Raw genomic sequence first — 25,892 nt, 5'->3', positions numbered from 1 at the left:
GCTGATTTAATGTATTTTCACAAAACTAACTAAACTCTTCTTCCGATATGAGAATTACTATCCTTGTAGTGCTAATGTTATTTTTTTCTTGTGCAGAACCACCTAGAACCGAGGTTCAAGAATGGGAGTCCCAAGCCGAAAATATTACAATTATACGAGATGACTTTGGAGTGCCCCACGTTTATGGAAAAACAGATGCAGACGCCGTTTTTGGATTGTTATATGCACAATGCGAGGATGATTTTAACCGTGTAGAACAAAATTATATCTGGGCCACGGGTCGCTTGGCGGAAGTCGAAGGTGAAGATGCGTTGTACAGTGATCTTAGGGCCAGACTTTTTATGACCGAAGAAGAAGCAAAGGAAAACTATAATAACAGTCCAGAGTGGTTACAAGAACTTTGTGACGCCTTTGCGGATGGAATCAATTATTATTTACATACTCACCCAGAGGTAAAACCCAAGTTGCTTACTCGTTTTGAGCCATGGATGCCCATGTATTTTAGTGAAGGTTCCATTGGTGGAGATATTGAGCGGATATCTACCCGTAAAATCAAAAGTTTTTACGAAAGTGGCATGGAATTGCCGGAGATGGAAGCATTACAAATCAAAAAAGAAGAGGAAATGGCCGAGCCACAGGGGTCCAACGGCATTGCCATTGCAGGAGACCTGACCGAGTCCGGTAACGCCATGTTGTTGATCAATCCGCATACTTCATTTTATTTTAGGGGAGAGGTGCACGTAGTAAGCGAAGAAGGGTTGAATGCCTATGGTGCGGTTACCTGGGGTCAGTTTTTTGTGTATCAAGGATTCAATGAAAAAACAGGTTGGATGCACACCTCGACCTATACCGATGTAATGGATGAATTCAAGGAAACCATAGTTAAAAATAATGGTAAGCTATATTATCAATATGGGGAAGAATTGCGACCGGTTGATTCGAGTTCCGTAACACTAAAATATAAGGATGGGGAAACCTTAAAGGAGAGGACTTTTCCGATGTACCGAACCCACCATGGTCCTATTACCCATCAAGTGGGCAAACAATGGACGGCTTCGGCCATGATGTGGGAACCTGTAAAAGCGTTGGAGCAATCCTATATCAGAACCAAACAGAATGGATACGATGGTTTTAGGGAAATGATGGATATCCGAACCAATTCATCCAACAATACTGTGTATGCCGACGCCGAGGGCAATATTGCCTATTTTCATGGCAACTTTGTGCCCAAACGCGATACCATTTTTGATTATACCGAGCCAGTGGACGGTAGTGATCCAAAAACAGATTGGCAAGGATTGCATACAGTGGATGAAAATATCTTGGTGTTGAACCCAGGGAACGGTTGGATTCAAAACTGTAACTCTACACCATTCACTTCGGCTTTGGAATATAGTCCAAACCGTGAAGATTACCCAAAATATATGTCAAGGGACCAAGAGAACTTTAGGGGTGTTCACGCTATTGAACTGTTGACCGATCGCAGTGGTTATACCTTGGACAGTCTAATCGAACTTGCGCACGACCCCTACCTGCCGGCTTTTAAAGCTTTGATTCCCGGTTTGGTGAAGGCCTTTGATCAAAACCCGATTTCTGAACTAAGAGAACCCATTGAGCTTTTACGAAAGTGGGATTATAAAACGTCAAAAGAATCGATTGCCATGACCTTGGCCCATTTTTATGGAACAATTTTTTGGAGGGAAGCGATAACCGGAAAAATAGAGAATCGCCCTTCACAGTTCGAATTATTTAACAACAATGAAGAATGGGTGTCCGCAGAGCGAAGGCTGGTGCTGTTCGAACAAGTGTTGGAAAAGCTTAAAAATGATTTTGGTTCATGGAAAACACCCTGGGGAGAGGTAAACCGATATCAACGTTTGAATGGTGATATCCGTCAACCATTTGATGACGAAAAACCAAGTATTCCCATTGGATTTGCCAGTGGTAGTTGGGGAGCATTGGCGGCATATGGAGCTCGCTATGATAACAACACAAAGAAAATCTACGGTACCCGGGGCAATAGTTTTGTAGCGGTAGTGGAGTTTGGTGAAAAGGTCAAAGCGAAGACCATGTTGGCCGGTGGCCAAAGTGGCGACCCGGATTCGCCACATTTTAATGATCAAGCACAACGCTATGCCGATATGGAATTTAAAGACGCGGCATTTTACAAGGAAGATGTATTAAATCGAGCTAAGGCCAACTATTCCCCGGGAGAAAAGCATTGACAATATTAGTCGTTGCCGTTTTCTACAGTGCTATCTTCTTCCTTTACAATGATCAAGCTGGCCCGAGAACCTGTGGAAAGGTTCCATCGGTTGTTGTGGATTACCACACCTTTATCATCGGTAACTAACACTTGTGCCGTATTGGGTCCAGAAGAACCTTGGTTGAGGGCCTCAAATTCGATTCGGTTAAAACCTTTCACCAAATCCAGGTTGATTCCTTTAAAGGAACCATCGAGCAATAGGTTATATTCGGCCACTTGGCCGTTTACATAAATTTTAATGCGGTCCCCGTCCACATACTCGTGGTCCCGGGCAACAATGCCCACAAATTTTGCTGTAGTTTTAAAATCGCCCAAGTATTGGTCGCCAAAATGTTCGTTTGCACCTTTTTCCTTTTTTTCCATTACTTTGGGATCGATCTCCATATCGTGCCCTGCTTGCAATAACTGTCTGTCGGGGAGCATTTTTACACCCGGTTTCTCATTTTTGGAAGTAAGGTTTTCGTCCAGTACAGAGGGCATTCGCAGTAAAGTACCTTGGTTGCTTGCCTTAACATCGAGTTTGTTGTTATCGCCAATCTTTAATGGTCGGGTGGTGGGCAAATCGCCCTGGGCGAACATAGGGAATGCCAAAAGCACAGTGCCCAACAAAACAAAAACTCTCTTTTTCATGGCAAGACAGGTAATAATGCAAATATAAATTTAGCAAATACCTTGCCACGAACATGATAAAATGGAGTTAAATCGTTAATCTGCAGGGTTGATGTTAATTTCTTTCTTTTATCCAAATAGGGGACGTAGTAAAGGTATGCTCAAAATAATAAGATCTTGCTTTATGGGGATTTGATCAAAAATAACGTTTACCTCATCCATTGAGCCGGCTTAAATTGTATCTTAACACAACTAAGAAAAAACAACAAGTACCATTCTTTTTTTAATCGACCCAACATCAAAATGAAAAAGCGACAATTCTTGCGCCATATTGGACAAGCGGCCATGGCAGCTCCATTACTGCCGCTCACCGTGGAGAACAATTATAAGAATACATTGCCCTACCCGGATAAAAATACCGAGGCTTTTTGGGAGAGGATCAGACAGGATTATAAGCTAAAGCCGGATTACATTAACTTGGAAAGTGGATATTATAATATAATCCCTACTCCTATTTTGGAAAAATTTACCCAGCATGTACAAAACGTAAATATTGAAGGGTCGTATTATATGAGAACCGTGCAATGGGAAAATAAAAATAAGGCAGCGGCTCGGGTGGCCAAGTTGGTCAATTGTTCGGAAAAAGAATTGATTATTACCAGGAACACTACAGAATCCCTCGATATGATCATTGGGGGGTATCCTTGGAAAAAAGGTGACGAAGCTGTTTTTGCCGTACAGGATTATGGCGCCATGCAGATTCATTTTCATCAGATGGAAGATCGTTATGGAATAGTATGCAAGAAAATATCCTTGCCCAATCATCCCGAATCCGATGAGGAAATAGTGTCCCTTTACGAATCCCAGATTACGCCTAGGACCAAATTGCTAATGGTATGCCATATGGTGAATGTAACCGGACAGATATTGCCCATTAAAAAGATTTGCGAAATGGCACATTCGCACGGGGTCGAGGTAATGGTGGACGGTGCCCATTGTGTGGGGCACATTAAGGTGGATATTTTGGATTTGGACTGCGATTATTATGGGGCCAGTTTACATAAGTGGCTTGCTACCCCTCTAGGAGCAGGGATGTTGTGCGTAAAAGAAAAACACATACCCAAAATATGGCCTTTATTGGCGGAACATGAGAAGGACCACACCAAGATCAGAAGACTTAACCATACTGGGACACATCCAGTACATACCGACCTTACCATTAACGATTCGGCAGATTATCTGGAAATGATAGGCCTGGAACGAAAGGAAGAACGCATGCGCTATCTTCAACGGTACTGGAGCGATCAATTGCGCCATGTGGAGAACGTGGTGATCAATACCCCGATAGAACCGCACCGAAGTTGTGGAATTGCCAATGTGGGCCTAAAACATATAAAACCAAGCGATATGGCCAAAATACTATTGGATGAATTTAATATTTGGACAGTGGCCATAGATTTTGAAAACGTTCACGGTTGCAGGATAACACCCAATGTATTTACCACGACGGCAGAGCTGGATCAATTTGTGGTGGCGGTCAAAAAGTTGGCGGAGCGGACCTAATTTTCTATATAATCTTTAAGTTTTTCAGGACCTTCCAATAATACCCTCACAATTTGAAGCGTACCATCTGGTCTGGTATCGATGTGCCATTTAATCAGTGAAATGGTTCCGTTTTCGATTTCGATGCCGGTTATGCTCCTCGGGTGAACACAGCTCCCATCGTTAAAAAAGGGTATTTGCCCAGGTTCCGGAAATCGCGGCCGATGTGTGTGCCCCGCCAATGTAACAAGTAGGTTTTTACTGAGAATCCATCGTTTGATTCGTTTTTCGATTCGGATGAGCTCTTTGTAATTTTTAGCGGGACTTGTTGGGTCGGCAATGCCCACAACTTGGAGAGGTTTCCACAAGATTCTGACCAAAAAGCGGCCAATACGCCAACAGACATAGTTCCACCAATCCGCTTGGTGTCCGTGGATACAAAAGATCTCTTGTTCCGTATCCTTATGTTTTAAGATCAAAGCTTCGTGATAAGTAATGCCCTCAAAAAGTTCTTTGTCCGAACCATCAATGGGCTCAAAATAGTGAGAGAGATTTTTTTCTACGTATTCGGGGTCCCGGTACACCATATCGTGGTTGCCCCAGAGCATGTGCAAGCGTTGCTCCAAATGGAACCTTCGCAAGAGTTGATACACGTTCTTGTGCGCTTCAAAAATGGAATCAAAGCTCAGGTTTTCCCAGAGTTCGTCACCATCGCCCAATTCTACATAACAAAAACCTTCGCGATAGTAATGGTTAAGGGCATGGAAGTATATATTTCGGTTATTGGCAAAATCATCTGCAAAGCTATTGTCGCCGCGATGACAATCGCTGAAAAAGATGAACTTGTCTTCCTCGCCGAACCAAATGGTCTTGGCATTTTTATAGGCACGGTTCAACCGGGATGAAGAGGACATGAAAATGTTTTTTGCTAAATATCCTTAAAAATGGTGATTTGTCCATAAAGATATCGATAAAAGGACGGGCATCGTTACTTTTTGTAACTTTGCATCACAATCCTCGACTAATTGCGTATGAAGCAAGATTACAATGCTGAAAGTCCTTTGGTTCAACTAGTTAGTTTCAATAAATTGTTGGAACACTATGATGAACAGGTAAATAGCCCCAACGAGCATGTGGCCGAACGGGCAAAGTATGTATTGGACGTGCAGGCTCCGTACCCTATCTTAAGGGAAGGTTTTACGGACTTGTCCTTATTGGACAAGCACAAGGATGTAATCAGGGTGATCTTAGAAGATTCTTTTTCGCCCATCTTGACCAAAAATGAGATCAAGACGGCTTCGACCCCTTTTGAAAATATTGTGTTCAATTCTTCTGAACGATTTCGACAGATATTAAAAGATGCCGGGGAGAACTTTGAACCAGAAATAACCAATATACCCAATGAGTTCGGTTATATTATGAGAAGTACCGTAATTCTCAAATTCTATTATGGGTACAACTTGGATTTTAAGCGTCCTTTCTTTTACGATATCCCCGATACCAATGGGGTAATGCGCAGATACCGAATTTTGTACAACGCGGACTTTATGGAAATTACTCCCACCGAAAAGGCCAAGGAAATTACCCAGGAAGATGTAGATGAGCTGTTGGACAACTTTTATAATCTGGACCTGTGGAAAGAAAAAATTCCTCCTAATAGTTTTATCGCCAAAGGATTTGTTATTTCCAATATGTTCGATGTTACCGCGGAGCACTCGGTTTCGGAAATAAAATCTACCCTGATTGGAAAGACCCAAAAGGACAGGGAGTCCTTTATGGAGAGCTTCGAAGATACTTTTAGATCGTTTTTTAACCTGAACGATATTAAAGTAGGTTTTGCAGGGTATGATTCGAGTGCGAACCATTTTTTCAAGATCTACGGCAAAGGTATGGAGAGCTACATCCTTAACGGAAACGATATGGAGGAATGCGATTCATCTTTTTGTACCTATTCCCATGGAAAACTGTTTAAGGAGAATAAATATTTTGCAATTTCCAACGTAGAGAAATATTTTAAAAAGACAGAAGGAAAAGTCCAACCGTATAAAAACTTAATGGACCAAGGCATAAAAAGTGCCATTTTGGCCCCAATTGCCGTTAATGGGGAACTGGTAGGAGTGCTGGAATTGGTGTCCGGCAAAGTAAACGAGCTCAATAGCGTGAATGCCAATAAATTGGATGATGTTATGCCGTATATTGTTGCGGCAGTGATGCGCACCATTGAGGAGGAGGAAAACTTGATAGATGCCGTTATCCAACACGAGTGTACCTCTGTCCATCCGTCGGTCTATTGGAAGTTCCAAGAAGAGGCCAAACGCTTTATGGCCACCGAAATGGCCGGCGAAGAACCTGTGTTCAAGGAAATAGTTTTCAAGAACGTGTATCCGTTGTATGGCCAGATAGATATCAAGGATTCATCAAAAGAAAGAAATCTCGCGATTCAAAGGGATTTAATGATACAGCTTTCCGAAATAAACGATGTTTTGGAAATTGCTTTCAAAAAATACAAGCTTCCCATCTACGAAGAATTAATGTTCAGGGTAAACAACTATTTGAGCGAGGTTAAAGAAGCTTTGTTTACCCATACGGAACAAGCGGTTTTTGATTTTGTAAAAGAAGAAGTGTGCCCCGTGTTCGATCACCTACAAAAAGGAGAGGACACCGAGATAAAAGTACTTCTGGATAAATACAACGAGAAAATAGATAGAGCTACCGAAAGTTATTACGACCATCGTAAAAATTATGATGACAGTGTAATGGAGGCCAACATGAAGCTGGCAGCTTTACTGGACAAAAAACAGGAAGAAGCACAGGAGATGTTCCCACACTATTTTGAGCGATACAAAACCGATGGAGTGGAGCATAACATGTACATAGGAAGTTCTATTGCCAAGGATAGGGAATTTAGTGAGTTGTTCTTGAGCAACCTAAGGCTTTGGCAACTTCAGGTAATGTGCGAAATGGAAAACAGATATTATGCCCTAAAGCCCCATTTGCCGGTAAAATTGGATGTGGCCTCCCTATTATTGGTGTACAGTACATCTTTGGCCATACGTTTTAGAATGGACGAAAAGCGTTTTGATGTGGACGGTACATATAATGCAAGGTACGAGGTGATTAAAAAGCGTATCGATAAATCCTATATCAAAGGGACCAATGAGCGCCTTACCCAAAAAGGAAAGTTGTCCATAGTGTATTCGCAACGTAAGGACGAAAAGGAATACCTAAGGTACATCAGCTTTTTAAAGGCCAAGGGTTATTTTACCAATAACATAGAAATTGTTGAGCTCGAAGGTGTACAGGGTGTATCTGGATTAAAGGCGATTAGGGCCGAGATTTTATATCAAAAGGATAAAAAATCGGAAAGGACCTATACGTATGATGACCTAATGGCCGAATTGAGTCTTTGATCTAAAAAATCAATCTGTCCGGTCCAAAAAACCTAAATGCGATCCCAAATGCAAGTACCGATATAATTATGCCCAGCATAAATATGTTGTAGGTTACGCGCAAAATCTTGTATTTTCGATCTAGGACCACGCCCAAGTAGTAGAGGTCTTTGGTGAGAGAGGAGTATACATAGTCCTTATCCTTGATCAATTCTTTTAAAGCCCATTCGTATTCTTGTAGCTCCATTTTATGGAAATTGCCAAAGAACAACAGATTTACCCTTTTTTTCTCAACATCTTCCTTGGTGAACTTGCCCGATGTAATATTCGGCCTAGTAGCCAACACGGAAAGGACCATGGAAATTACACTGAACAAAATCAATATAAACGTTGGGTAGATCATATAGGAGTTGGAAGGATTGTCCAATTTGGTGAACAAATTGGCCAGTACCAAAGAAATTATGATGGCGTTTACAGATAGCAAAATGTTGGCCTTGGTATCTGCAATATCACTGAGTTTTAAGTGGTTGCGAAGGGTTACGCGATATAGTGTTTGTACACTGCGGTCAGGACTTTCACTTTTATATTTGGCCTTTAAGGCCTCTTTCTTGGCAATCTTCTTTTCGTCTTTCTTTTCTTTAAGAAGTTGTTTTAGGTTTTTTTGCTTTCCGTCCTCCCAATTTTCCTTGGCATAATCCGTATAAAAAACATGATTTCGGAACATTTTAATGTTCTTGTCCCTCCATTGCTTGGAGGTATACTTGCCAACACCCAATTCCTCAAGTTCGTCTTTTAAAAAATCGGTGGTCTCCCAATAGCTTCTCTTTGCCAAATGCGAAAAATCCGCGTCACAAATTATGCTCTCCATTAAATTATCGGGCTCTTTGGACATTTTGGTGGCCATGATCAAGGAGCATACTTCCTCTATAGTAGTGTTATCCACCCCGTTATCCGTAAGAAAATCGGTTGCGATCTTACATCCTTTTTCTTCGTGTTCTTCCATTCCGTTCACATGGCCTACATCGTGAAACCATGCCGCAACGAGCAATCTTTCATTTTCTACCTCTCCAAGGTCATAGTAGTTGATCAATTCTTTAGTACTTTTAACAACTCGTTCGGTATGTCGTAAGTTGTGGTACAAGAACTTGGAATCTAGCTTTTCTGTTAATAGATTGGTAACGAAGAGTTTAGTTTTTTCAACAATTTCCGACATATCTTCTGATTGGAGACATCCAAATTACAAAATTTTGGAATCAACCTTGTGAGATATGAAGAAACATTACTTTATAGGCTTATTAATTGTGTTTTTGTATGGCTGTGCAACGTACCAAACCAAATACGCCGAGCCTTTTACCAACAATACCGGGTGGGAAGATAAAGAAGTAGAGCACACTTTTTATCTGATAGGAGATGCAGGGAAGTCTCCCATGGGAGAGCTCAACCCCACCTTAAAAAAAATCAAAGATGTTTTGGACAATGCCGACAAAAATAGCACGGCAATTTTTTTAGGGGACAATATTTACCCGGCAGGTTTTGTGGATAAAGATAAAGATCGAGAAGGATATGAACATTCCAAACATTATTTGGATGCGCAATTGGCTACTTTGGATAATTTTAAGGGAAAAACCTTGTTTATTCCTGGAAACCACGATTGGTACAGCGATGGGCTGAAGGGTCTAAAAAGAGAGGAGGAATACGTGGAGGATGCACTGGACGATAATGAAGCCTTTCAACCGGAGAACGGCTGCCCCATTGAAGATATAGAAATCAACGATGAACTATTGGTAATTGCCATCGATACGGAATGGTACCTGGTCAATTGGGACAAGCACCCAACCATGAATGATGAGTGCGAGATTAAAAACAGGGGCCGGTTCTTTGAGGAGTTTGAAAGTTTGATTAAAAAAAACAGGGATAAAACCATTCTTGTGGCCATGCACCATCCTATGTTCACTTATGGGTCGCACGGTGGTCAATATTCCTTTAAACAAGGTTTGTACCCTAATGGTGGCAAGGTGCCCATGCCCATTTTAGGGTCGGCGATCAATCTTTTGAGAAAAACTTCCGGGGCCACGGCAGAAGATATTACCAACAGGCGCTACAACGAACTGAAAAAACGAATCGTAACCCTCTCTCAATATTCGGACAAGGTGATTTTTGCTTCCGGTCACGAACATACGCTTCAATACATTAAGGAGTTTGGAAAACCACAAATTGTAAGCGGTTCCGGAGCCAAAACAGGAGCCACACGCTTATTGAATGGCAGCAAATTTTCCACCGGAAGAAATGGATATGCCATCCTCAAAGTATTCACGGACGGCTCTTCCAAAGTCGAGTTCTATGGTGCCGATGCAGATAGTCACGAGCTTTTGTTCGAAACCCAAGTCCTACCTCCTGATAGATCTACTAAAAAAGTGGAACTTTCCGATGAGTTCCCAGCATACAAAATGGCTTCGGTGTATTCGGCCGAGGATATAGAAAAAAGTGGGTTTCATAAGTGGCTTTGGGGTGAGCGTTATCGAAAATATTATGCCACACAGGTAAAGGCCCCCACCGTTCGGCTCGATACGCTTTTTGGCGGATTGACTGTGGTCAGGAAAGGAGGGGGGAATCAATCCAATTCGTTGCGTCTTGCCGATAGGCAAGGAAAGGAATATGTAATGCGCGGCCTAAGAAAAAGCGCCGAAAGATATTTGCAGGCCATTGCTTTTCAGGATCAGTATATTATAGGTCAGTTTGAGGATACCTACACAGAAAAGTTGTTGTTGGACCTATATACCGGCGCACACCCATATGCCCCTTTTACCATAGGTAAACTTTCCGATGCCCTGGGAATGTTCCATACCAACCCGAAATTGTATTACGTGCCCAAACAATCTGTTTTGGGGGACTATAACCAAGAATTTGGCGATGAGCTTTATATGATCGAGGAGCATGTGTCCGACGATCACGATAACCTAAAAAGTTTTGGCTATACAAAAAAAATAGAAAGCACATACGACCTCATGGATAAATTACGAGAAGATGAGGAGTATAGTATCGATCACAAAGAATATGTAAAGGCGCGTTTGTTCGATATCCTTGTGGGAGACTGGGACAGGCACGTAGATCAATGGCGTTGGGCTGAGTTTGAGCAGGAAAACGGGAATAAATTATATAAACCCATTCCAAGAGATCGTGATCAAGTGTATTCTCGCTGGGGAGATGGTCTTATCATGAATTTTGGCTCTAGAGCTGTACCGGCACTTCGAATTTTTGAAGGATTTCACGGAAAAGTGCGAAGCGTTAAAGGCTTTACATCCTCACCAAGAACATTTGCTTTGGATATGGCATTATTGTCCGAAGCCGACTTGGATATGTGGATAGAGCAAGCCAAGTTTATCCAAGATAATATCAATGCAGATATTATTGATGATGCCTTTATGGCTTTTCCCGAAGAAGTTAGGGACGAAACACTGACGGAGATCAAGTCAATTTTATTGGCCAGAAAGCAAAACTTGGTCGAGACCGCTAAGGAATATTTTGCCGTGCTAAATAAATACAGTGTGGTGACGGGAACGGATAAAGACGATTATTTTAATATTGTATCCATGCCCAATGGGAATGTCGAGGTACGGGGCTATAGAATAAAAGGTGGAGAGATGACAGACTTGTTTTTCAGCAAGGTCTACAGCCCAGAATATACCAAGGAAATCTGGTTGTATGGTTTGGATGATGATGATGTATTCAATATTAAAACAGCCGACTCCAAAATAAAGGTTCGGATCGCAGGGGGACAGAACAACGACATCTATAAAATCTCCGAAGACTCCAAAAGGATATCGGTGTATGATTTTAAAACTAAGAAAAATACTCTAGATGAAGCCTATGCCGGTAGGATCAAATTAGTGAACGATTATGATACCAACACCTATGACTTTTTGAATATAAAAGGGAATAACAACCAAGTGCTCCCCATGATCGGTTTTAATCCGGACGATGGGGTAAAAATTGGACTTACCAACACCTATACCTTTAATGGATTCAGAAAAAATCCATTTACGCAACAACATACTTTTAATGCGTCCTATTTTTTTGCCACCAATGGATTTGATCTAGGGTATAGTGGGGAATTTGCCCATGTGTTCAATAAGGTCAACCTGGCATTGGATGCCCGTTTTACAAGCCCTAATTTTACCCTCAATTTTTTTGGTTTTGGCAACGAATCGGTGAACAATGATGATGATGAACCTTTGGGGCTGGACTACAACAGGGTGCGTATCCGAACATTACAGTTTTCACCTGCTTTGGTGTGGCGAGGATTTTATGGATCCAAGGTAAAGCTTGGGATTTCTTATGAAAATATCGAAATAGAGGAGACAGAGGATAGATTTATCAATGAATTCTATATTGCCAACGGAGAGGAAAGCCATTTAAGTTTCTTTGGTGCGGATGCCTCTTACCATTATTCCAATGCGGACAATAATGCTTTCCCGACCATCGGAATGGCATTTAGCCTAGAAGGTGGGTTCAAAACCAATCTGGACGATTCTTCAAGGTCCTTTGGTTACATAAAACCTTCCTTTTCCATGGACCATAAACTTACCGCAGATGGTCGAGTTGTGTTGGCCTCAAAAGTTAACGCACATTTTACCCTTGGGGACGGCTACGAGTTTTATCAAGCAGCAAGTTTAGGGGGCAACAATGGACTTCGTGGTTTCCGTTTCCAAAGATTTACGGGAAAAAAGGCCTATGTTCAAAGTACCGACCTGCGTTATAGTTTTAGGCGTACCAAAACCGGTGTGTTGCCGGTAACCCCGGGTATATATGGTGGTTTCGATTATGGACGGGTATGGTTCCCTGGCGATGAATCCAAAAAATGGCATAATTCCTATGGGGGTGGTTTTATTTTGAACGGTGCCGACGTCCTATCTGCCAACTTTGGACTCTTTAACAGTACGGATGGTGTGCGTTTTGCCTTTGGCCTGGGGTTGGGATTTTAGTCGATATCCAACCTGTATAGTTTACGACCACCATGGTTGTTTTGCTCATCGGCAATAAAAAGTGTGCGGTTATCTACAAAACAGATCGATTCTGTTTGTGTAGGAGTGTTGATGTCTATTATCTTTATGGATGCATTGGTAAAGTTGGGAGCATCAAAATCTGTCAACAGGAATATGTAACCATAGCTTAAAAGAGCTATAGTTTTGCCATCCGGGGAAATATCCGCCCCGGTTACCGAGCAATGATCTTGATCACTGCACAAGAACAGATCACCCAAAAACTCGGCCTTGTAGTCCCCTTCTTTATCCGGTACACGATATATCCATGTTTTTCCGGAGTACGGTCTTGTTCTGTTTTTGGTAAAAATATAGAGGTGGTCATCCAGGTGAAAAAAACCTTCAGTGTCAAAATATAGATTCTCTTTTTTAGGGGGAAACTCTTTCTGCTCAGGGTACTTAAACTCGATTTTTTCTGCGTTGGGCTCTTTTTTGCCCATTTCGTCTTTAGGAACCTTGTAAATCACCAAGTTTTTGCGGTCATTTCCATTATTTCCAAAATCCCCGATATAAAGGTTGCCATTGTTGTCCATGGCCAAATCTTCCCAATCCTCATTTTTGGCATGGTCTATTTCCAAAGACTTTTTTATATCACCCTCTTGATCTACCAAATAGACATGGTCTTTGTTGCCGCTATCCTCTATTACCCAGATTTCCCCATCATGGGTAATTTCCATACCCGATACTTCTTTTAGTTTGGATGGAAACTTGCCCATGGGATCCAATTGTGCCAAATAGGACTTTTGTGCACAGGCCTGTAATGCGATCAAAATAAAAGCAAAGAAAATTTTATTCATTGGTTTCCTTTATGGGCATAAATACCTCCGTAGTCCATTCCAGTTCGTTTCCTCCCATATTTGGGTTGTTGTAGAAAACTTCCAAAGGCTGTTTCTCGATTGGGATACTATTCTTTTCTGCATAGTCCCAAATGGCATACCATGCTCGGTCGGATGTTATATAATTTCCGTGATAAACTGCTTTAATGGCGTTTTTGCTAAAGATTCGTTTGTACTCAATATCCGGATGGTCGGGCAAACGTTCCGAACGTATGATAGGATTACAAAAGTTATAGGATAGACTATTGTTTTCCAAATCCCAATCCAGTACTTCTACAAAAGGAGGGCCATTTAGCTTTATTTCTTTTTCAATTAGAATGGCGTTCAAAAAATTGTAATTGGCCATCATACCCTTGGCTTTGTCCTCTGGGGTTGTTTTTAGTTGTACACAGGCACAGAAGGAAGAGAAGGTTTCCTCTTCACCTTCAATGGAAACCGTGAAATTTTTAATATGATCGATCAGGAAATCGTTAAAGTCCAAAAGGAGTTTTCGTGACCCTTTTTCAAAATCGGTGTCGGCAAAGGGAACAGCCAACCTATTGTTCAACGAATTGTGCAAATCTTTGATATTTACCTGAACGGCACTTAGCGAATCGTGAATCGGGTCGATCTCCCATTCGTACACATGAGTGGAGTCGTTCACAAAAATGGTCTGCTCAAAGTGGCGGGGGCTCGTGTACCGGATGGGTGACACCGAGTCGAAACCTTGGTTCCAAGCCTTAACAGTTTCGAATATGGTGCCGGGTATGGCCTTTGCCTTGAAATTAACTTGATAATCCTGTGGTTTTAAAAAAAGATACCACAGGATCACCCCCACCAAAAGGGCTAAAATAATTGAACTGATCTTCCTCATAACTAAGGAACAAAAATAGGGATTAACCTTTGGTCATATCCAATTTGTCCACTACAAATTTTCCAAGATCTCTACCCTGCTTAATGCCTACGACAATGGCCGCACGGTAATGGATACCACCATACATTCGGCTCAATGCAGCCTCATCAGCAGCTTGATTAAACGAGGTAAACGATCGAACAGGCAGTCCGTAGGCTACTTCGGTGTCGTCATCAAAAGCAAAATCGTCACCAAAAATATCGGTTAAGGCAACGGCCGCAGCACCGGAAACTACACTGTGTCCGCTGGTGTATTCGGGAAATGGGGGAGTTTGTAGAACGGGCTCCCAGCTATCGTCAATATACTCGTTAATTACGGTTTCCGGACGGATAAGATTACTTCTGTATTTCTCGTCCCAACAACTAATAAAGGCATCTGCGATCGCAATAGATGTTTTTGTATAGGCATAAACGGTTTTGGCAAAGTCGGCATTTGTTTTTCTGGAAGCAATTTTGGATATGCCGATCCAATGCGCTCCAGGTGTAATTTTTTTTGTTGCGAACATTAGGTGTCCCCGGGTTACCGAAACATAAGGGTTGCAATCCCAAAATTGTGCAATGGCAATTTCTTCGGATTTATCACCTTTTCCGATCATACTTTTGCGTACTTCATAAACTTCCATCACCTCTTTGTAAAAATCAGAGTCTTTTTCCATTGAAAATTCTGGAGGAGGTATGGGTTTAAATTGTTGAGCTGAATCTATGGCAAAGGGACGTATTTTCTCCCAATGTGGTTCAATACCGTTCATGTAGGCCGGGGGGGTGGGCTGCCATCTGGAGGGGTCCTCTGAATCCACTGAAAACTTGGGCATGGTACGGGTTTCCTTGTAATTGTCCTTATCCATCCATTCGCCGATAAAATTGGCTACTTGCAGGCCGTATTGCTTGGAAGCCATAAAAACAGGTTCATTTTTTTCTGTCCAAATAGTATAAAGGCTGTCTCGGAAACTTTCGATCCTTTCCTCGGAAAAGATAAGTCTCTTGTTCAAATCCATGTGGGCCACCAAGGCTGCCATTTCGTAATTGATGTTCTCCTCGTTTTCGGGTTTTGGAATGCTTTCCAGACCGGTAACCTGCCCCGCCAAGGAATTATATGAATCATTTTTTAGGGCCACGATTTCGTAAGCGGCAATATTCGGGTAGGCAAAAATTCTACTGGCAACGGGAGGAGAGAAAATATCATGAATCATGACCTCGATGACTTTGTCCACAGAAGCATGGAACTCCTCTGGAGAAATCTCAATAGGTTCCTGTTTTTTTTGGCATGATGCCAGAACCAATACCAATGCTGTGATTATGCTTATTCTTTTTTTCATGGCCTTATGTTTAATCATTGATTTTATAGACTTGTAGTTTATCGTTATTGAATACTGCCAACAGATATTTTTGGTTGTTTATACTAATAGTTTGAAGGTGTCGAATGGATTTTTTGGTGAAATCCAAGCCCAACTGATTGCCCATTATAATTTCGTTCTCACTTTTTAGTAGGGCACCCGGGAAAGAATCCGGTCTGCCGTGATATGGTTTTACACCAAAATAATTGCCACCGACCAAAACTTCGGATGTGCCGTCACCATCAAAATCATCTACCAGAAAAGACATTATTGGTGCCACTTGAAGTTGGTTGGCAAAGGGAACAAAAACAAAATTCCCGTCTTCATTTCTCAGATATCCCGATTTTAGCGTGCTAACTTCTAATATGGCGGCTTCCTCCAATGCTTCCTTGCCAAATATGTCTTCCATCGTTTGCCCGGCAAAAGAAGCATAGGTAGTATATTTCTTTTTAAGAAAGACCATTTGAGATGCCAGTCCATCCAAAGTCTCCAAAGGGTAATAGTTGCCATTTTTTTGCATTGCCGTAACCGTTTCGGTCTGGCCATTCTTGTCAAAATCGTTAAAAAACAATTTCATCGGATACTTGGACGAAGCTTTAAATTTAGAGTTGGTGCCCCAATTGCCAAGCAGATAATCCATATCTCCATCTGCATCGATGTCAAATGCTTCAATAGTTTGCCAAAGCCCGGAAAGATTGTCCTGTTTTATTTCTGTGAACGTGCCGTTTTGGTTTTTCAAGAATTTAGGGGACATCCATTCTCCAACAATTATAAGGTCGGTTATGTTGTCTCCGTCGAAGTCACTCCATATGGCATCGGTCATCATTCCTTTGGAATGGGTTTCAAAGGAAGTGTTCACCGTAAAAATGCCGTTTTCATTTTCGAGCAAGTAGGAACTGGCTGGCGCTCCGAATTTCGCTGTAATTGTATGTCCACCTATGAAAACATCCAGATCACCGTCCCCATCGAAATCAAAAGGACGGACAACGGATGAATTTTGATATTTTTCCGGCAAGGTGATCAATGTAAAAACCGTGTCCTTTTTCTGGTAATATGCATCCAACAACGGACTTGCTTTTCCGAAAAAATCCCCACCACCGGAACTTACGATTAAATCGTTCTCACCATCATTGTTAAAATCGGCAATCGCGGCCGAAATATTTTCTTGAATGGAATCTTTTTGGAGATCGGCAAACTTTTGATCTATAAAGGAGGTGTCTTTTTGAATATAAATTTTTGCGGATTTATACTTGGATCCACCTAGGAAAATATCTTGCTTGCCATCACCGTTAAGATCTCCAATCGCCATGGCCGGACCCCGATCGGAGATTTGGTAAGGAATCAGCTTTTCCCTATTAAAGTCCGTATAGTTGTCTTCCACGTGGTAATAATCCAATCCCAAAGTGTTGGCTACAGGTTCAAATAATTGTTTTACCGGCTTATGCAACGATCTATAGTCGAAAGGCCTAGTATTTTCTGGTTTGATGGTTATGGTTTGGTTGGCAGCTACATCCGGCAGAACTTGATAGGTTTTGTTCGGCCAAATAATTTTTATGGAGTCGATTTGCTCTTCATTTTTGTAACCAAAATGAATCATGGGCTCCGAAGATGCCTGAAACCCACGGGTCGGGAAAAGTTCTTTGAACTGAAGTCCGTTCTTGGAATAGGAATATACCTTGGTCCCGATTCCAAAAGTATTGTTTTTGGTGTAATCGAACCTTAGTTTTATATAATTGCCCTTGCCGTTGGTTTTATTGATGTAAAGGGAGGCGGGTTGGTTAATGTTGTTTGTTACCAAATCCAGGTCACCATCACCATCAAGGTCTGCCACGGCAGTTGCTCCGGAAATTAAGGTGTCTTTGTTGATCCATTTGTCTGACATGTCGTCGAATAACAGGTCTTTACCTCCTTTGAATACATAATTGTGAACATTTCCCGAAGGCATTAAAGCTAAGGCTTGCTGGTCCACTAACTTGGTATTGTCCATTTTGCCCTGGATCTGTTCACTGGAGACAAACTTGATAAAGTCGAGGTCGTTGGGCCTTTTGGGAATCCCGTTGGAAATAAATACATCCTGCTGGCCATCCAGGTCATAATCACCAAAAAGGGCGCTCCAGCTCCAGTCGGTCGCTGCAATGCCGCTCATTAAGGCCGTTTCCATAAAATTGCCGTCAGGTTGGTTAACGAACAACATATTTCTGGTAAATTGGTAATGATACCCGAAGCGTTCTATTCGCATTTTTTGGGTTTGTATATTATCATCCCCTTCGGAGGATTTTAGGGCCACTTCGTCTTCTGGCAACATATCCAAAGAAAGTAAATCCGGCCTACCATCGTTGTTGATATCGGCTACATCGCTCCCCATGGAAAACCTTGAGGTGTGACCAAAGTATTTTTTTAGGCTCTCGGTAAAGGTGCCATCTCCATTGTTGAGGTAATAGTAGTCATCCTCATGAAAATCGTTACCTACATAAATATCGGGATATCCATCTTGATTAAAGTCTGCAATGGCCAATCCAAGGCCATAACCGTTGATTCCTCCATAGATTCCTGCTTCTTCGCTTACGTCGGTAAAAGTTCCATTGTCGTTTCGTAAAAGTTTGTCGCCTGTTTCGTAACGGCGTTCGTACCTTAGATCAAAACGACCAAAAGAGTTTTGGGTGTGCACGGCATGGTTAAGGAGGTAGAGGTCCAGGTCGCCATCCAGGTCATAATCGAAAAAAGCTGCATTGGAACTGTAGGAATCGAAGTCCAGTCCGTATTTGGCCGCACTTTCGGTAAATGTATTGTCCCCATTATTAATGTACAGCTCGTTAAAACCGTTAAATCCATTGATGCCGACCACGGCACATACATAAATGTCCAGAAACCCGTCCCCGTTCACATCGGCCATGGTAGTCCCGGTATTCCAAGAACTGTTGCCTTGTACTCCCGCACTGACGGAAATATCTTCGAACTTAAGGTCGCCCTTGTTCAGGTATAGTTTGTTTTTCACCTGATTTCCAGTAAAGAAAATATCGGGCAGACCGTCGTTGTTTATATCTCCGACGGATACCCCTCCTCCATTATAAAAATAGAGGTAGTCCAAAATGCTCAGGTCGTTGGTAGGGGTCAGGGCATTGGTAAATGTTACCCCGGTTTTTTGTGCCTCCGGGTTGTTAAAAAGGCTGCCCTCTTTTTTGCAAGAACCCAGAACAACCAAAATAAACAATATGGATATAAGCCTATTCATTTACAGCAAAGATCTTAGGTTTGTTGTTGTTTATGGCGGCAATCACATAAATTTTACCGTTTTTATCCTTGAACTGTTTAAGATATTTAACTTCTTCCCTGATCTTAAAACCACTGGTCTCATAATCTTGCCAATCAAAGTTTAGATTTCCGTCCCCCAGCAATAGGTTGCCTTGACTGGCATCCAATCGAGAGAATTGGGGTTTAAATTCGTAGTTGTTCCCTGCCATAATCAAATCTAAATTGCCATCATTGTTGACATCGGTACACATAATATCACAAACACAGGATAGTTGTACCCGCGGAGGCAGCTTTTTTATGGTGAATTTGCCCCCCCCTTCGTTAATTGCGATCACAGAGGCTGAAGTTTCCACTCTTTTCACAATCGATTTATCCATGATCTCTTTAGGAAAAAGTTGATGAATGGTCCTTTGTGCATAGTCCGACGCCTTTAGGTTTTGTTTTTTTAGTGAAGGTAGTTGGTCGGTAAGTTCTCTTTTTTGATGAATTGGATAGTCCCCACCATTTTCTTGGATCGTCATAATCTGTTCAATGGTACCATTGTTATCGTAATCGTTGATGTATAATTTCATTGGCGAATACTCGGTTGGTTTGTAATGCAGGTTCAGACCCTGATTGCCCAAAATAAGATCTTGGTCTCCATCTCCATCTAGATCGGCCGTTTCCACGGTGTTCCACCATCCGTACAAACTGTCCAAAGAGGTGGTCATTTTAGTCAATCTTCGACCTGTGTTTTTATAGATTTTCGGGGTGTCCCATTCGGCGGTTACGATTAGGTCTTTTTTGCCATCTCCATCTAGATCTTCCCATTTGGAGTCGGTAACCATTCCGGCATTTTTTAAGTCGTACCCCAAACGTTCCGTAACATTGTTAAAAGTGCCATCTCCCATGTTTTCGAGAAGCAGGTGGTCTGGAGAGATGCCGTATACTCCAACAACACTTCGAGACCCAATAAAAATATCCACATCACCATCGTTGTCGTAATCGTAAGTAGAAATTGTAGAAATATTTTTAAATGTGGAGGGTAGTTCGTTCTTGGATTTTGAAAAATTTCCTTTTCCATCGTTTACATATAGCCGTGCCTTATAAGTGCGTTCCATACTGACTACGTTGCCTCCTGAGCCAACCACTAGGTCGAGGTCTCCATCTCCATCTGCATCAAAAAATGATGCGGCCACATCCTCGAACTCACGGTCTTCTTCAAAAGCGGTTGCCTTTTTGGCCGTAAGCTTGCCGTTTCCTTGATGAATGTACAAGGTGCCCGGCTGCCCTTTGGCGCCCCCGATATAAAAATCTTCGTTGCCATCGCCATTAACATCGGCAACGGCCAGTGATGGACCTTCTTGGGATACTTTGTGGGAGATCAATCCTTCGTAGTCAAAGTCGTTGTAATTATCTTCCTTGTGTGCCTTGACCGCATCGGAACTTAATTCCTTGAGAAAAGATTTTATAGCTTTATTCTTCGGAAGGCTATAGATTTCCTTTGCATTGGTGTAATCCACTGTCAATACTTGATTTGCTTCTGTATTTTCAAATTTTTGGGTCTGGTTGTCCGGCCAAATAACCCTAATGGAATCCAGAGCTTCGGTCTTTCCAAGACCAAAGGTCATATCGTACTGTACCGAGGACTGAAAGCCTCTGGAAGGAATCAATTCCTGGTTAATTATATTTCCATCAAAATAGATTTTGGCCAAAGTTCCAATGCCAAAGGGGTTATTTTTTGGCCCCTTAAACTTTAGTTGGATGTAGTTATGGGCCAATTGAGAATCGGTATTGTTTTTATAGACAAAGGCCGGAGTGTTTACATTATTTATGACCAGGTCCAAATCTCCATCGTTGTCCAAATCTGCATATGCGGCCCCATTGGAGCGGGAGGGAAGATCAAATCCCCAATCTTTGTTTGCGTTTTTAAAGGTAATGTCCCCATTGTTTTTGTACGCATAGTTGGGCTGCGGTTTTATGGGCATTCTACTGATGATGGAATCAATCGACTCTTTTTTGCCCGTAAGTGCCATTTTTTGAACGATTTCGTTGGCAAAAAAGTCCACAAAGTCCAAATCGGTAAGATCATGATTAATACCGTTGGTTATAAATATATCTTTGAGGCCATCATTGTCCATATCGAACATTAGACCGGCCCAGCTCCAATCCGTGGCATCTACTCCGCTGTAGTACGCCACTTCCGAGAACGTGCCGTTTCCGTTGTTCAATTGTAAGGTGTTTTGAATGTATTGTTGTCCAAAATCCTTACTTTTCTTTAAATCAAAAATATTGTACCCTTCAAACTCCATAACGGATTTTACCCGAGACTCTTCCTCTGGTAGCATATCCGTTATAAAAATATCGTTGAGACCGTCGTTATTAATGTCGGCTACATCGATACCCATTGCGGAAAGGCTTAAATGTGACGTCCAATCTTTGATCTCTTCCGAAAATGTCCCATTTTTTTGATTAATATAGAGGTAGTCTCTCTCATAAAAGTCGTTGGATACATAAATATCGGGGTACATGTCGCCGTTGAAATCGGTGACCATTACACCAAGGCCAAAACCGATCAAGCTACCGTAGATGCCTGCCTCTTCGCTTACATCTACGAATTTTCCGTTATCGTTCCTCAACAACATATCACCAACTCCTTTAAAAATGTCCGGAACACCTTCCCAATCCTGGGCCCTGACTTCGCGTTGCTCGGCGTACCCTAAACTACTCACTGGGATATTGCTATTGTTCAAAATATAGGCATCCAAATCACCATCCTTGTCATAATCAAAAAAGGAAGCGTGTGTGGTGAAGCCCGTTTTGGCAAGATTGTACTCTTCTGCTTTTTCGGTAAATGTTAGATCCCCGTTATTGATGTAGAGGTCGTTGTCGTGGTTATTGCCTTCCATATTCCCTGCGTTGCAGACATAAATATCCATTAACCCATCGTTGTTTATGTCCACCATTACCACTCCGGTGGACCAGGGTTTATTGCCTAAAACACCAGCTTTTTCCGAGATGTCCTCAAACTGCATGTTGCCCTTGTTCAGGTAAAGTCTGTTGGGTACCATGTTGCCGGTTAGGTAAATATCTTGTAGGCCATCGTTGTTTATGTCCCCAATGGCCACACCTCCACCATTATAAAAATTCCGATACTTGAAAATATTGAAGTTCTTCTGGTTTTCTACTTTGTTGATAAAGGAGATACCTGTTTCCTCGGGTTCCAAAAGAGTAAATAAGGTTTCTATCTTTTGTTCTTCTTGGGGACTGTCATTCTTTTTGTTGTTACAAGATACCAGACCCAATATAAATATAATCGCAGTTGTATATTTTAGTTTCATCTATCGCTATTTTTGACCAAAAAAATGGGAGCTTCATTGTTCATCGTAATGATGAATCCAGTGTTTCCGTTTCTATTAATTCTTTTAATTTTTCTGGCAGCACCGGAAATGCCCAGACTTTGCTTCCAGGTTATATTGCCCTGCTCATTGTTCGTCAATAAAAACCCGTGCGAAGCATCCAATCTACCAAGTTGGGTGCTTATCTCAAAATTATTGCCGACCATTAATATTTCATTAATCTTTTCTTTATTGTTTTTTGCCAAGTGGATATCGTTCACGGAGGAAGATTGGACCAGTCGTGGCAGGGGCTTCAACGTAAAGCTGTTGTTGCCATCATTTTCAAAATAGGAAGTACCCAGCATGTACACCTGTCTTTTTGTGGCTTGCTGTAACTTTTCTTCACCGAACAGCTCTTCCAAAGAGGCCTTTGCAAAATCTTTATAGAAAAGGAATTTTTTGTTTAAAAATGGCATTTGTTTGGAGAGTTCGTCCTTGGATGCAAAAGCTGTTTCTCGATCACCATGGTAATGTGTTACCACGGTTTCTATGGAGCCGTTGTTATCAAAATCGTTTATGTACAGTGTGATCGGTTTGCTGACCGATGCCGAAAATTTGGTGTTCAATCCCCAATTACCGGCAAGGATGTCCAAATCACCATCATTGTCCATATCGCCGAGTTCAATGCAGTTCCACCAACCGTTCGTATGGGCAAGGCCGTTATTTACTTGGGGCAAAAGTTGCTTGCCGTTGTTCAGGTATATGCTTATCGGAATCCAGTGGCCTGCCACAATAAGGTCTGGGAAGCCGTTTTTGTCGATGTCCTTCCAGACAAAATCTTTTATGTTGCCCAAAGATGACAAGTTGGGTGCAAACTCGGGGGTGATATTCCTAAAATTGCCTTTGCCGTCATTTTCCAAAAGAAATTGATTGCTTTTTGCACCAAATTTTGTCGGTACTGCATTTGAGGCGATGAAAAGGTCTAGATCCCCATCGTTATCAAAGTCCACAGCATCTATTTTAGATGCATTTATTTCAATTTCATTGAATGTGTTATCCTCTTTGGAGAATTGGCCCTTTATGTTCCGGTACAACCTTGGTTGAAGTGGCTTGCCATTGGTAAATTCGTTGCCTCCGCTAACAACGATCAGGTCTAGGTCTCCGTCAGCATCAATGTCGGCAAATACCTGGTCAGTGTCCTCGTTTATGGCATCCGATTCAAATAGTTCTGGTTGATATTCTTGGAATGCCCCGGTTTGATTCTGTAGGTATAATTTCGATGCTTGTTTTTTTCCCCCACATATAAAAAGATCTTCCAAACCATCGTTATTTATGTCGGCCACCGCCGTGGACGGACCTTCGTTGGAGTAGGCAAAGGGTGTGAGCGGGTTCCGGTCAAAATCCAGACTAGGGTACTCTTTGTGCTTAAAGTTTAGTTGAGTGGGAGAGGACGTGTAATCCGATGTGCCCTTGGTTTCTGTATTTTTATAATAGTTGCCTGATGCATTGGCATACGAAACCTTCAGCACTTGGTTGGCATCGACTTTGTGCAATGTTTGGAACTTGCCTTTGGGCCATACAATTTGAATGGAATCGATTATTGTATCGTTTCCGATACCAAAATTTAGGCTATTGTCCTTTGCGGACATAAACCCGCGAGTGGCAATATTTTCTTGAACGGATATCCTATTTTTGTTGTGCAAAATTACTTTTGCACCAATACCGAAGGTATTTTTGTTGCTCCCCTTAAATTTGATTTTAAGATAGTTCCCGTTTTTCAGGGTGTTTTCCATCACAAAGGCTTCTTGGTTAACGTTGTTTACGATAATTTCCAAGTCACCATCGTTATCCAAATCTGCATACACACATCCGTTACTGTAAGAGGGTGAGGCAGGACTCCAAAGTTCGGTTACATTTTTAAAATTGGCGCTTCCTCCATTTTTAAAAAAATAGTTTTGAACCTTCTTTTTGGGCAAACGGTCTATAAGTTTCATGTCCTTGTCGGACAGGCCTTTTTCTATATTCTGTTGGATCTCTTTATTGGATATGTAATTTATATAATCCATATCGTTGGTTACGCCCTGTATGCCGTTGGATATGAAAAGGTCTTTATGTCCGTCGTTATCATAATCCGCAAATAGGGCTCCCCAAGACCATTCTGTGGCATCTATGCCACTTAAATTGGCTATTTCCCCGAAATTTTCACCATCCAGATTTAAATGAAGTGTATTCTGCATAAACTGTGGTGCAAATCCATTTTTTAAATATTGTTGATAAACTGGGTAGGGGTGTTCCAGTCCGGATGTTTTATAGGTTTCCAAGTCCTCGGGCAACATGTCCAAGGAAAGGATATCGGCAAGTCCATCGTTGTTCACATCGGCAATGTCATTTCCCATGGAAAAGTGGGTGGTATGCCCCAATTTTGTATTGTCTGCAGAAATAATTTCTTTAAACGTGCCGTTTTTTTGATTGATGTAGAGATAATCGTTCTCAAAAAAATCGTTGCCGATATAAATATCCGGAAAACCATCATTGTTGATATCGCTTACTGCAAGTCCCAGGCCGTAACCTATGGTGCCTTGAAAAATCCCCGCTTCTTTTGATACGTTCACAAATTTGCCATCATCATTTCTAAACAGGACATCCCCGGACATGGAATCCACAATTTTACGTTTATTGCCTTTGCCGTAGGATCGATTGGGGTTTACGGAATGATTCATTAAGTACATGTCCAGATCACCATCTAGATCATAATCGAAAAATACAGCTTGGGTGGAATACCCTATAAAATCCAGGCCATATTCCTTGGATCTTTCTTTAAAGGTTGGAATGCCATTTTCGTTATTTCCTTGATTTATGAAGAGTAAGTTTTGACCTCGGATGATCCCGTGATCGCCCACCTTGCAAATGTAAAGGTCCAAAAGGCCATCGTTGTTGATGTCGGCATGGGTTACCCCTGTGGTCCATCCGGTCTCATTGCCGAGATTGGATTCTTGGGTGACATCTTTAAAAGCAAGGTTGCCTTTGTTTAAGTATAATTTGTCCTTGCCTTGATTAGAGGTGAAGTAAAGATCGACCAGACCGTCTCCGTTAAAATCGCCGGCAGCTACACCTGCGCCATTGTAAAAATAAAGGTAGTTCAATATGTTGAGGTCCGGTGTCTGTGTAAGGGTATTGGTGAACTTTATTCCTGTATGGCTCGATTTTTTTAGTAAAAAAAGAGTGTTGTCCTTATCTCTACCACAACTTAACACGGTAAGTACAACGCCTATAATGATATAGAATGGTCCTTTCATTTCTTTTCGGTAGCAAAGGGGTAAATTAACTAATTCATGGCCAAGAAACAGCACGCTATCGATTAATCTTTTTCTAAAGAAGGATTAATAATTGATTAATAGTAGCACTAAAAAAAAGAAA

At 41.7% G+C, this 25,892-nt stretch carries 13 protein-coding genes; 4 read left to right on the top strand and 9 right to left on the bottom strand.

The genetic code is table 11. The features are described 5' to 3' along the window. Nucleotides 1-47 precede the first annotated feature (47 nt). Entirely contained in the window at nucleotides 48-2,225 is a 2,178-nt protein-coding gene (locus tag MJO53_RS05235) for an acylase (RefSeq protein WP_252080738.1), read from the top strand. 5 nt (nucleotides 2,226-2,230) lie between these two features. Here the strand turns inward: MJO53_RS05235 and MJO53_RS05230 are convergent, their stop codons facing one another. Continuing rightward, entirely contained in the window at nucleotides 2,231-2,896 is a 666-nt protein-coding gene (locus tag MJO53_RS05230; protein WP_252080737.1) for a hypothetical protein, read from the bottom strand. Between the two features lie 282 nt (nucleotides 2,897-3,178). On the opposite strand from MJO53_RS05230, the gene MJO53_RS05225 reads away from it, so the two are divergent. Next, complete coding sequence (locus tag MJO53_RS05225) at nucleotides 3,179-4,438, top strand: aminotransferase class V-fold PLP-dependent enzyme (RefSeq protein ID WP_252080736.1); 1,260 nt, start codon at nucleotides 3,179-3,181, stop codon at nucleotides 4,436-4,438. Here the strand turns inward: MJO53_RS05225 and MJO53_RS05220 are convergent. Then, nucleotides 4,435-5,331 (bottom strand): metallophosphoesterase, encoded by an 897-nt coding sequence (locus tag MJO53_RS05220; RefSeq protein WP_224836285.1) that lies wholly within the window; start codon nucleotides 5,329-5,331, stop codon nucleotides 4,435-4,437. The two genes, MJO53_RS05225 and MJO53_RS05220, sit on opposite strands and share 4 nt — an antisense overlap. A 117-nt stretch (nucleotides 5,332-5,448) precedes the next feature. Between MJO53_RS05220 and MJO53_RS05215 the strand changes: the two genes are divergently transcribed. Continuing rightward, nucleotides 5,449-7,827, top strand: a complete 2,379-nt coding sequence (locus MJO53_RS05215) for a GAF domain-containing protein (protein ID WP_224836286.1) — start codon at nucleotides 5,449-5,451, stop codon at nucleotides 7,825-7,827. 1 nt (nucleotide 7,828) lies between these two features. On the opposite strand, the gene MJO53_RS05210 is transcribed toward MJO53_RS05215, so the two are convergent. After that, a complete protein-coding gene (locus tag MJO53_RS05210) occupies nucleotides 7,829-9,019 on the bottom strand; it encodes a Pycsar system effector family protein (RefSeq protein WP_252080735.1) in 1,191 nt (396 codons plus the stop codon). Between the two features lie 55 nt (nucleotides 9,020-9,074). On the opposite strand from MJO53_RS05210, the gene MJO53_RS05205 reads away from it, so the two are divergent. Continuing rightward, nucleotides 9,075-12,788, top strand: a complete 3,714-nt coding sequence (locus tag MJO53_RS05205) for a metallophosphoesterase (RefSeq protein WP_252080734.1) — start codon at nucleotides 9,075-9,077, stop codon at nucleotides 12,786-12,788. On the opposite strand, the gene MJO53_RS05200 is transcribed toward MJO53_RS05205, so the two are convergent. The 6 genes from MJO53_RS05200 to MJO53_RS05175 are packed head-to-tail and all read right to left on the bottom strand — an operon-like array spanning nucleotide 12,785 to nucleotide 25,771. Continuing rightward, a complete protein-coding gene (locus MJO53_RS05200; protein ID WP_252080733.1) occupies nucleotides 12,785-13,642 on the bottom strand; it encodes a hypothetical protein in 858 nt (285 codons plus the stop codon). The genes MJO53_RS05205 and MJO53_RS05200 overlap by 4 nt on opposite strands. Next, nucleotides 13,635-14,534, bottom strand: coding sequence for a GyrI-like domain-containing protein (locus MJO53_RS05195; protein ID WP_252080732.1), 900 nt, complete (start codon nucleotides 14,532-14,534; stop codon nucleotides 13,635-13,637). The genes MJO53_RS05200 and MJO53_RS05195 overlap by 8 nt, the downstream gene beginning before the upstream one ends. A 22-nt stretch (nucleotides 14,535-14,556) precedes the next feature. Continuing rightward, nucleotides 14,557-15,888 carry a vanadium-dependent haloperoxidase gene (locus MJO53_RS05190; RefSeq protein WP_252080731.1) on the bottom strand — a complete coding sequence of 444 codons (1,332 nt, stop codon included), beginning with the start codon at nucleotides 15,886-15,888 and terminating at the stop codon, nucleotides 14,557-14,559. A 10-nt stretch (nucleotides 15,889-15,898) separates the two neighbouring features. Then, on the bottom strand, nucleotides 15,899-19,138 hold the full coding sequence (locus MJO53_RS05185; protein ID WP_252080730.1) for a VCBS repeat-containing protein: 3,240 nt from the start codon (nucleotides 19,136-19,138) through the stop codon (nucleotides 15,899-15,901). Then, nucleotides 19,131-22,478, bottom strand: a complete 3,348-nt coding sequence (locus MJO53_RS05180) for a VCBS repeat-containing protein (protein ID WP_252080729.1) — start codon at nucleotides 22,476-22,478, stop codon at nucleotides 19,131-19,133. Before MJO53_RS05180 ends, MJO53_RS05185 begins: the two co-directional genes overlap by 8 nt. Continuing rightward, nucleotides 22,475-25,771 carry a VCBS repeat-containing protein gene (locus MJO53_RS05175; protein ID WP_252080728.1) on the bottom strand — a complete coding sequence of 1,099 codons (3,297 nt, stop codon included), beginning with the start codon at nucleotides 25,769-25,771 and terminating at the stop codon, nucleotides 22,475-22,477. The genes MJO53_RS05180 and MJO53_RS05175 overlap by 4 nt, the downstream gene beginning before the upstream one ends. Nucleotides 25,772-25,892: the final 121 nt, after the last annotated feature.

It is taken from the genome of Flagellimonas marinaquae (assembly GCF_023716465.1).
GTDB classification, from domain to species: Bacteria; Bacteroidota; Bacteroidia; order Flavobacteriales; family Flavobacteriaceae; genus Flagellimonas; species Flagellimonas alginolytica.
This window is presented reverse-complemented; position numbering and strand designations above follow the sequence as displayed.

Excerpts from the sequence above, each read along its gene's own strand:
- MJO53_RS05235 (WP_252080738.1), top strand. The coding sequence starts at position 48 with ATGAGAATTACTATCCTTGTAGTGCTAATGTTATTTTTTTCTTGTGCA.
- MJO53_RS05230 (WP_252080737.1), bottom strand. The coding sequence starts at position 2,896 with ATGAAAAAGAGAGTTTTTGTTTTGTTGGGCACTGTGCTTTTGGCATTC.
- MJO53_RS05205 (WP_252080734.1), top strand. The coding sequence starts at position 9,075 with ATGAAGAAACATTACTTTATAGGCTTATTAATTGTGTTTTTGTATGGC.
- MJO53_RS05195 (WP_252080732.1), bottom strand. The coding sequence starts at position 14,534 with ATGAGGAAGATCAGTTCAATTATTTTAGCCCTTTTGGTGGGGGTGATC.
- MJO53_RS05210 (WP_252080735.1), bottom strand. The coding sequence starts at position 9,019 with ATGTCGGAAATTGTTGAAAAAACTAAACTCTTCGTTACCAATCTATTA.
- MJO53_RS05175 (WP_252080728.1), bottom strand. The coding sequence starts at position 25,771 with ATGAAAGGACCATTCTATATCATTATAGGCGTTGTACTTACCGTGTTA.
- MJO53_RS05180 (WP_252080729.1), bottom strand. The coding sequence starts at position 22,478 with ATGAAACTAAAATATACAACTGCGATTATATTTATATTGGGTCTGGTA.
- MJO53_RS05220 (WP_224836285.1), bottom strand. The coding sequence starts at position 5,331 with ATGTCCTCTTCATCCCGGTTGAACCGTGCCTATAAAAATGCCAAGACC.
- MJO53_RS05215 (WP_224836286.1), top strand. The coding sequence starts at position 5,449 with ATGAAGCAAGATTACAATGCTGAAAGTCCTTTGGTTCAACTAGTTAGT.
- MJO53_RS05185 (WP_252080730.1), bottom strand. The coding sequence starts at position 19,138 with ATGAATAGGCTTATATCCATATTGTTTATTTTGGTTGTTCTGGGTTCT.
- MJO53_RS05200 (WP_252080733.1), bottom strand. The coding sequence starts at position 13,642 with ATGAATAAAATTTTCTTTGCTTTTATTTTGATCGCATTACAGGCCTGT.
- MJO53_RS05225 (WP_252080736.1), top strand. The coding sequence starts at position 3,179 with ATGAAAAAGCGACAATTCTTGCGCCATATTGGACAAGCGGCCATGGCA.
- MJO53_RS05190 (WP_252080731.1), bottom strand. The coding sequence starts at position 15,888 with ATGAAAAAAAGAATAAGCATAATCACAGCATTGGTATTGGTTCTGGCA.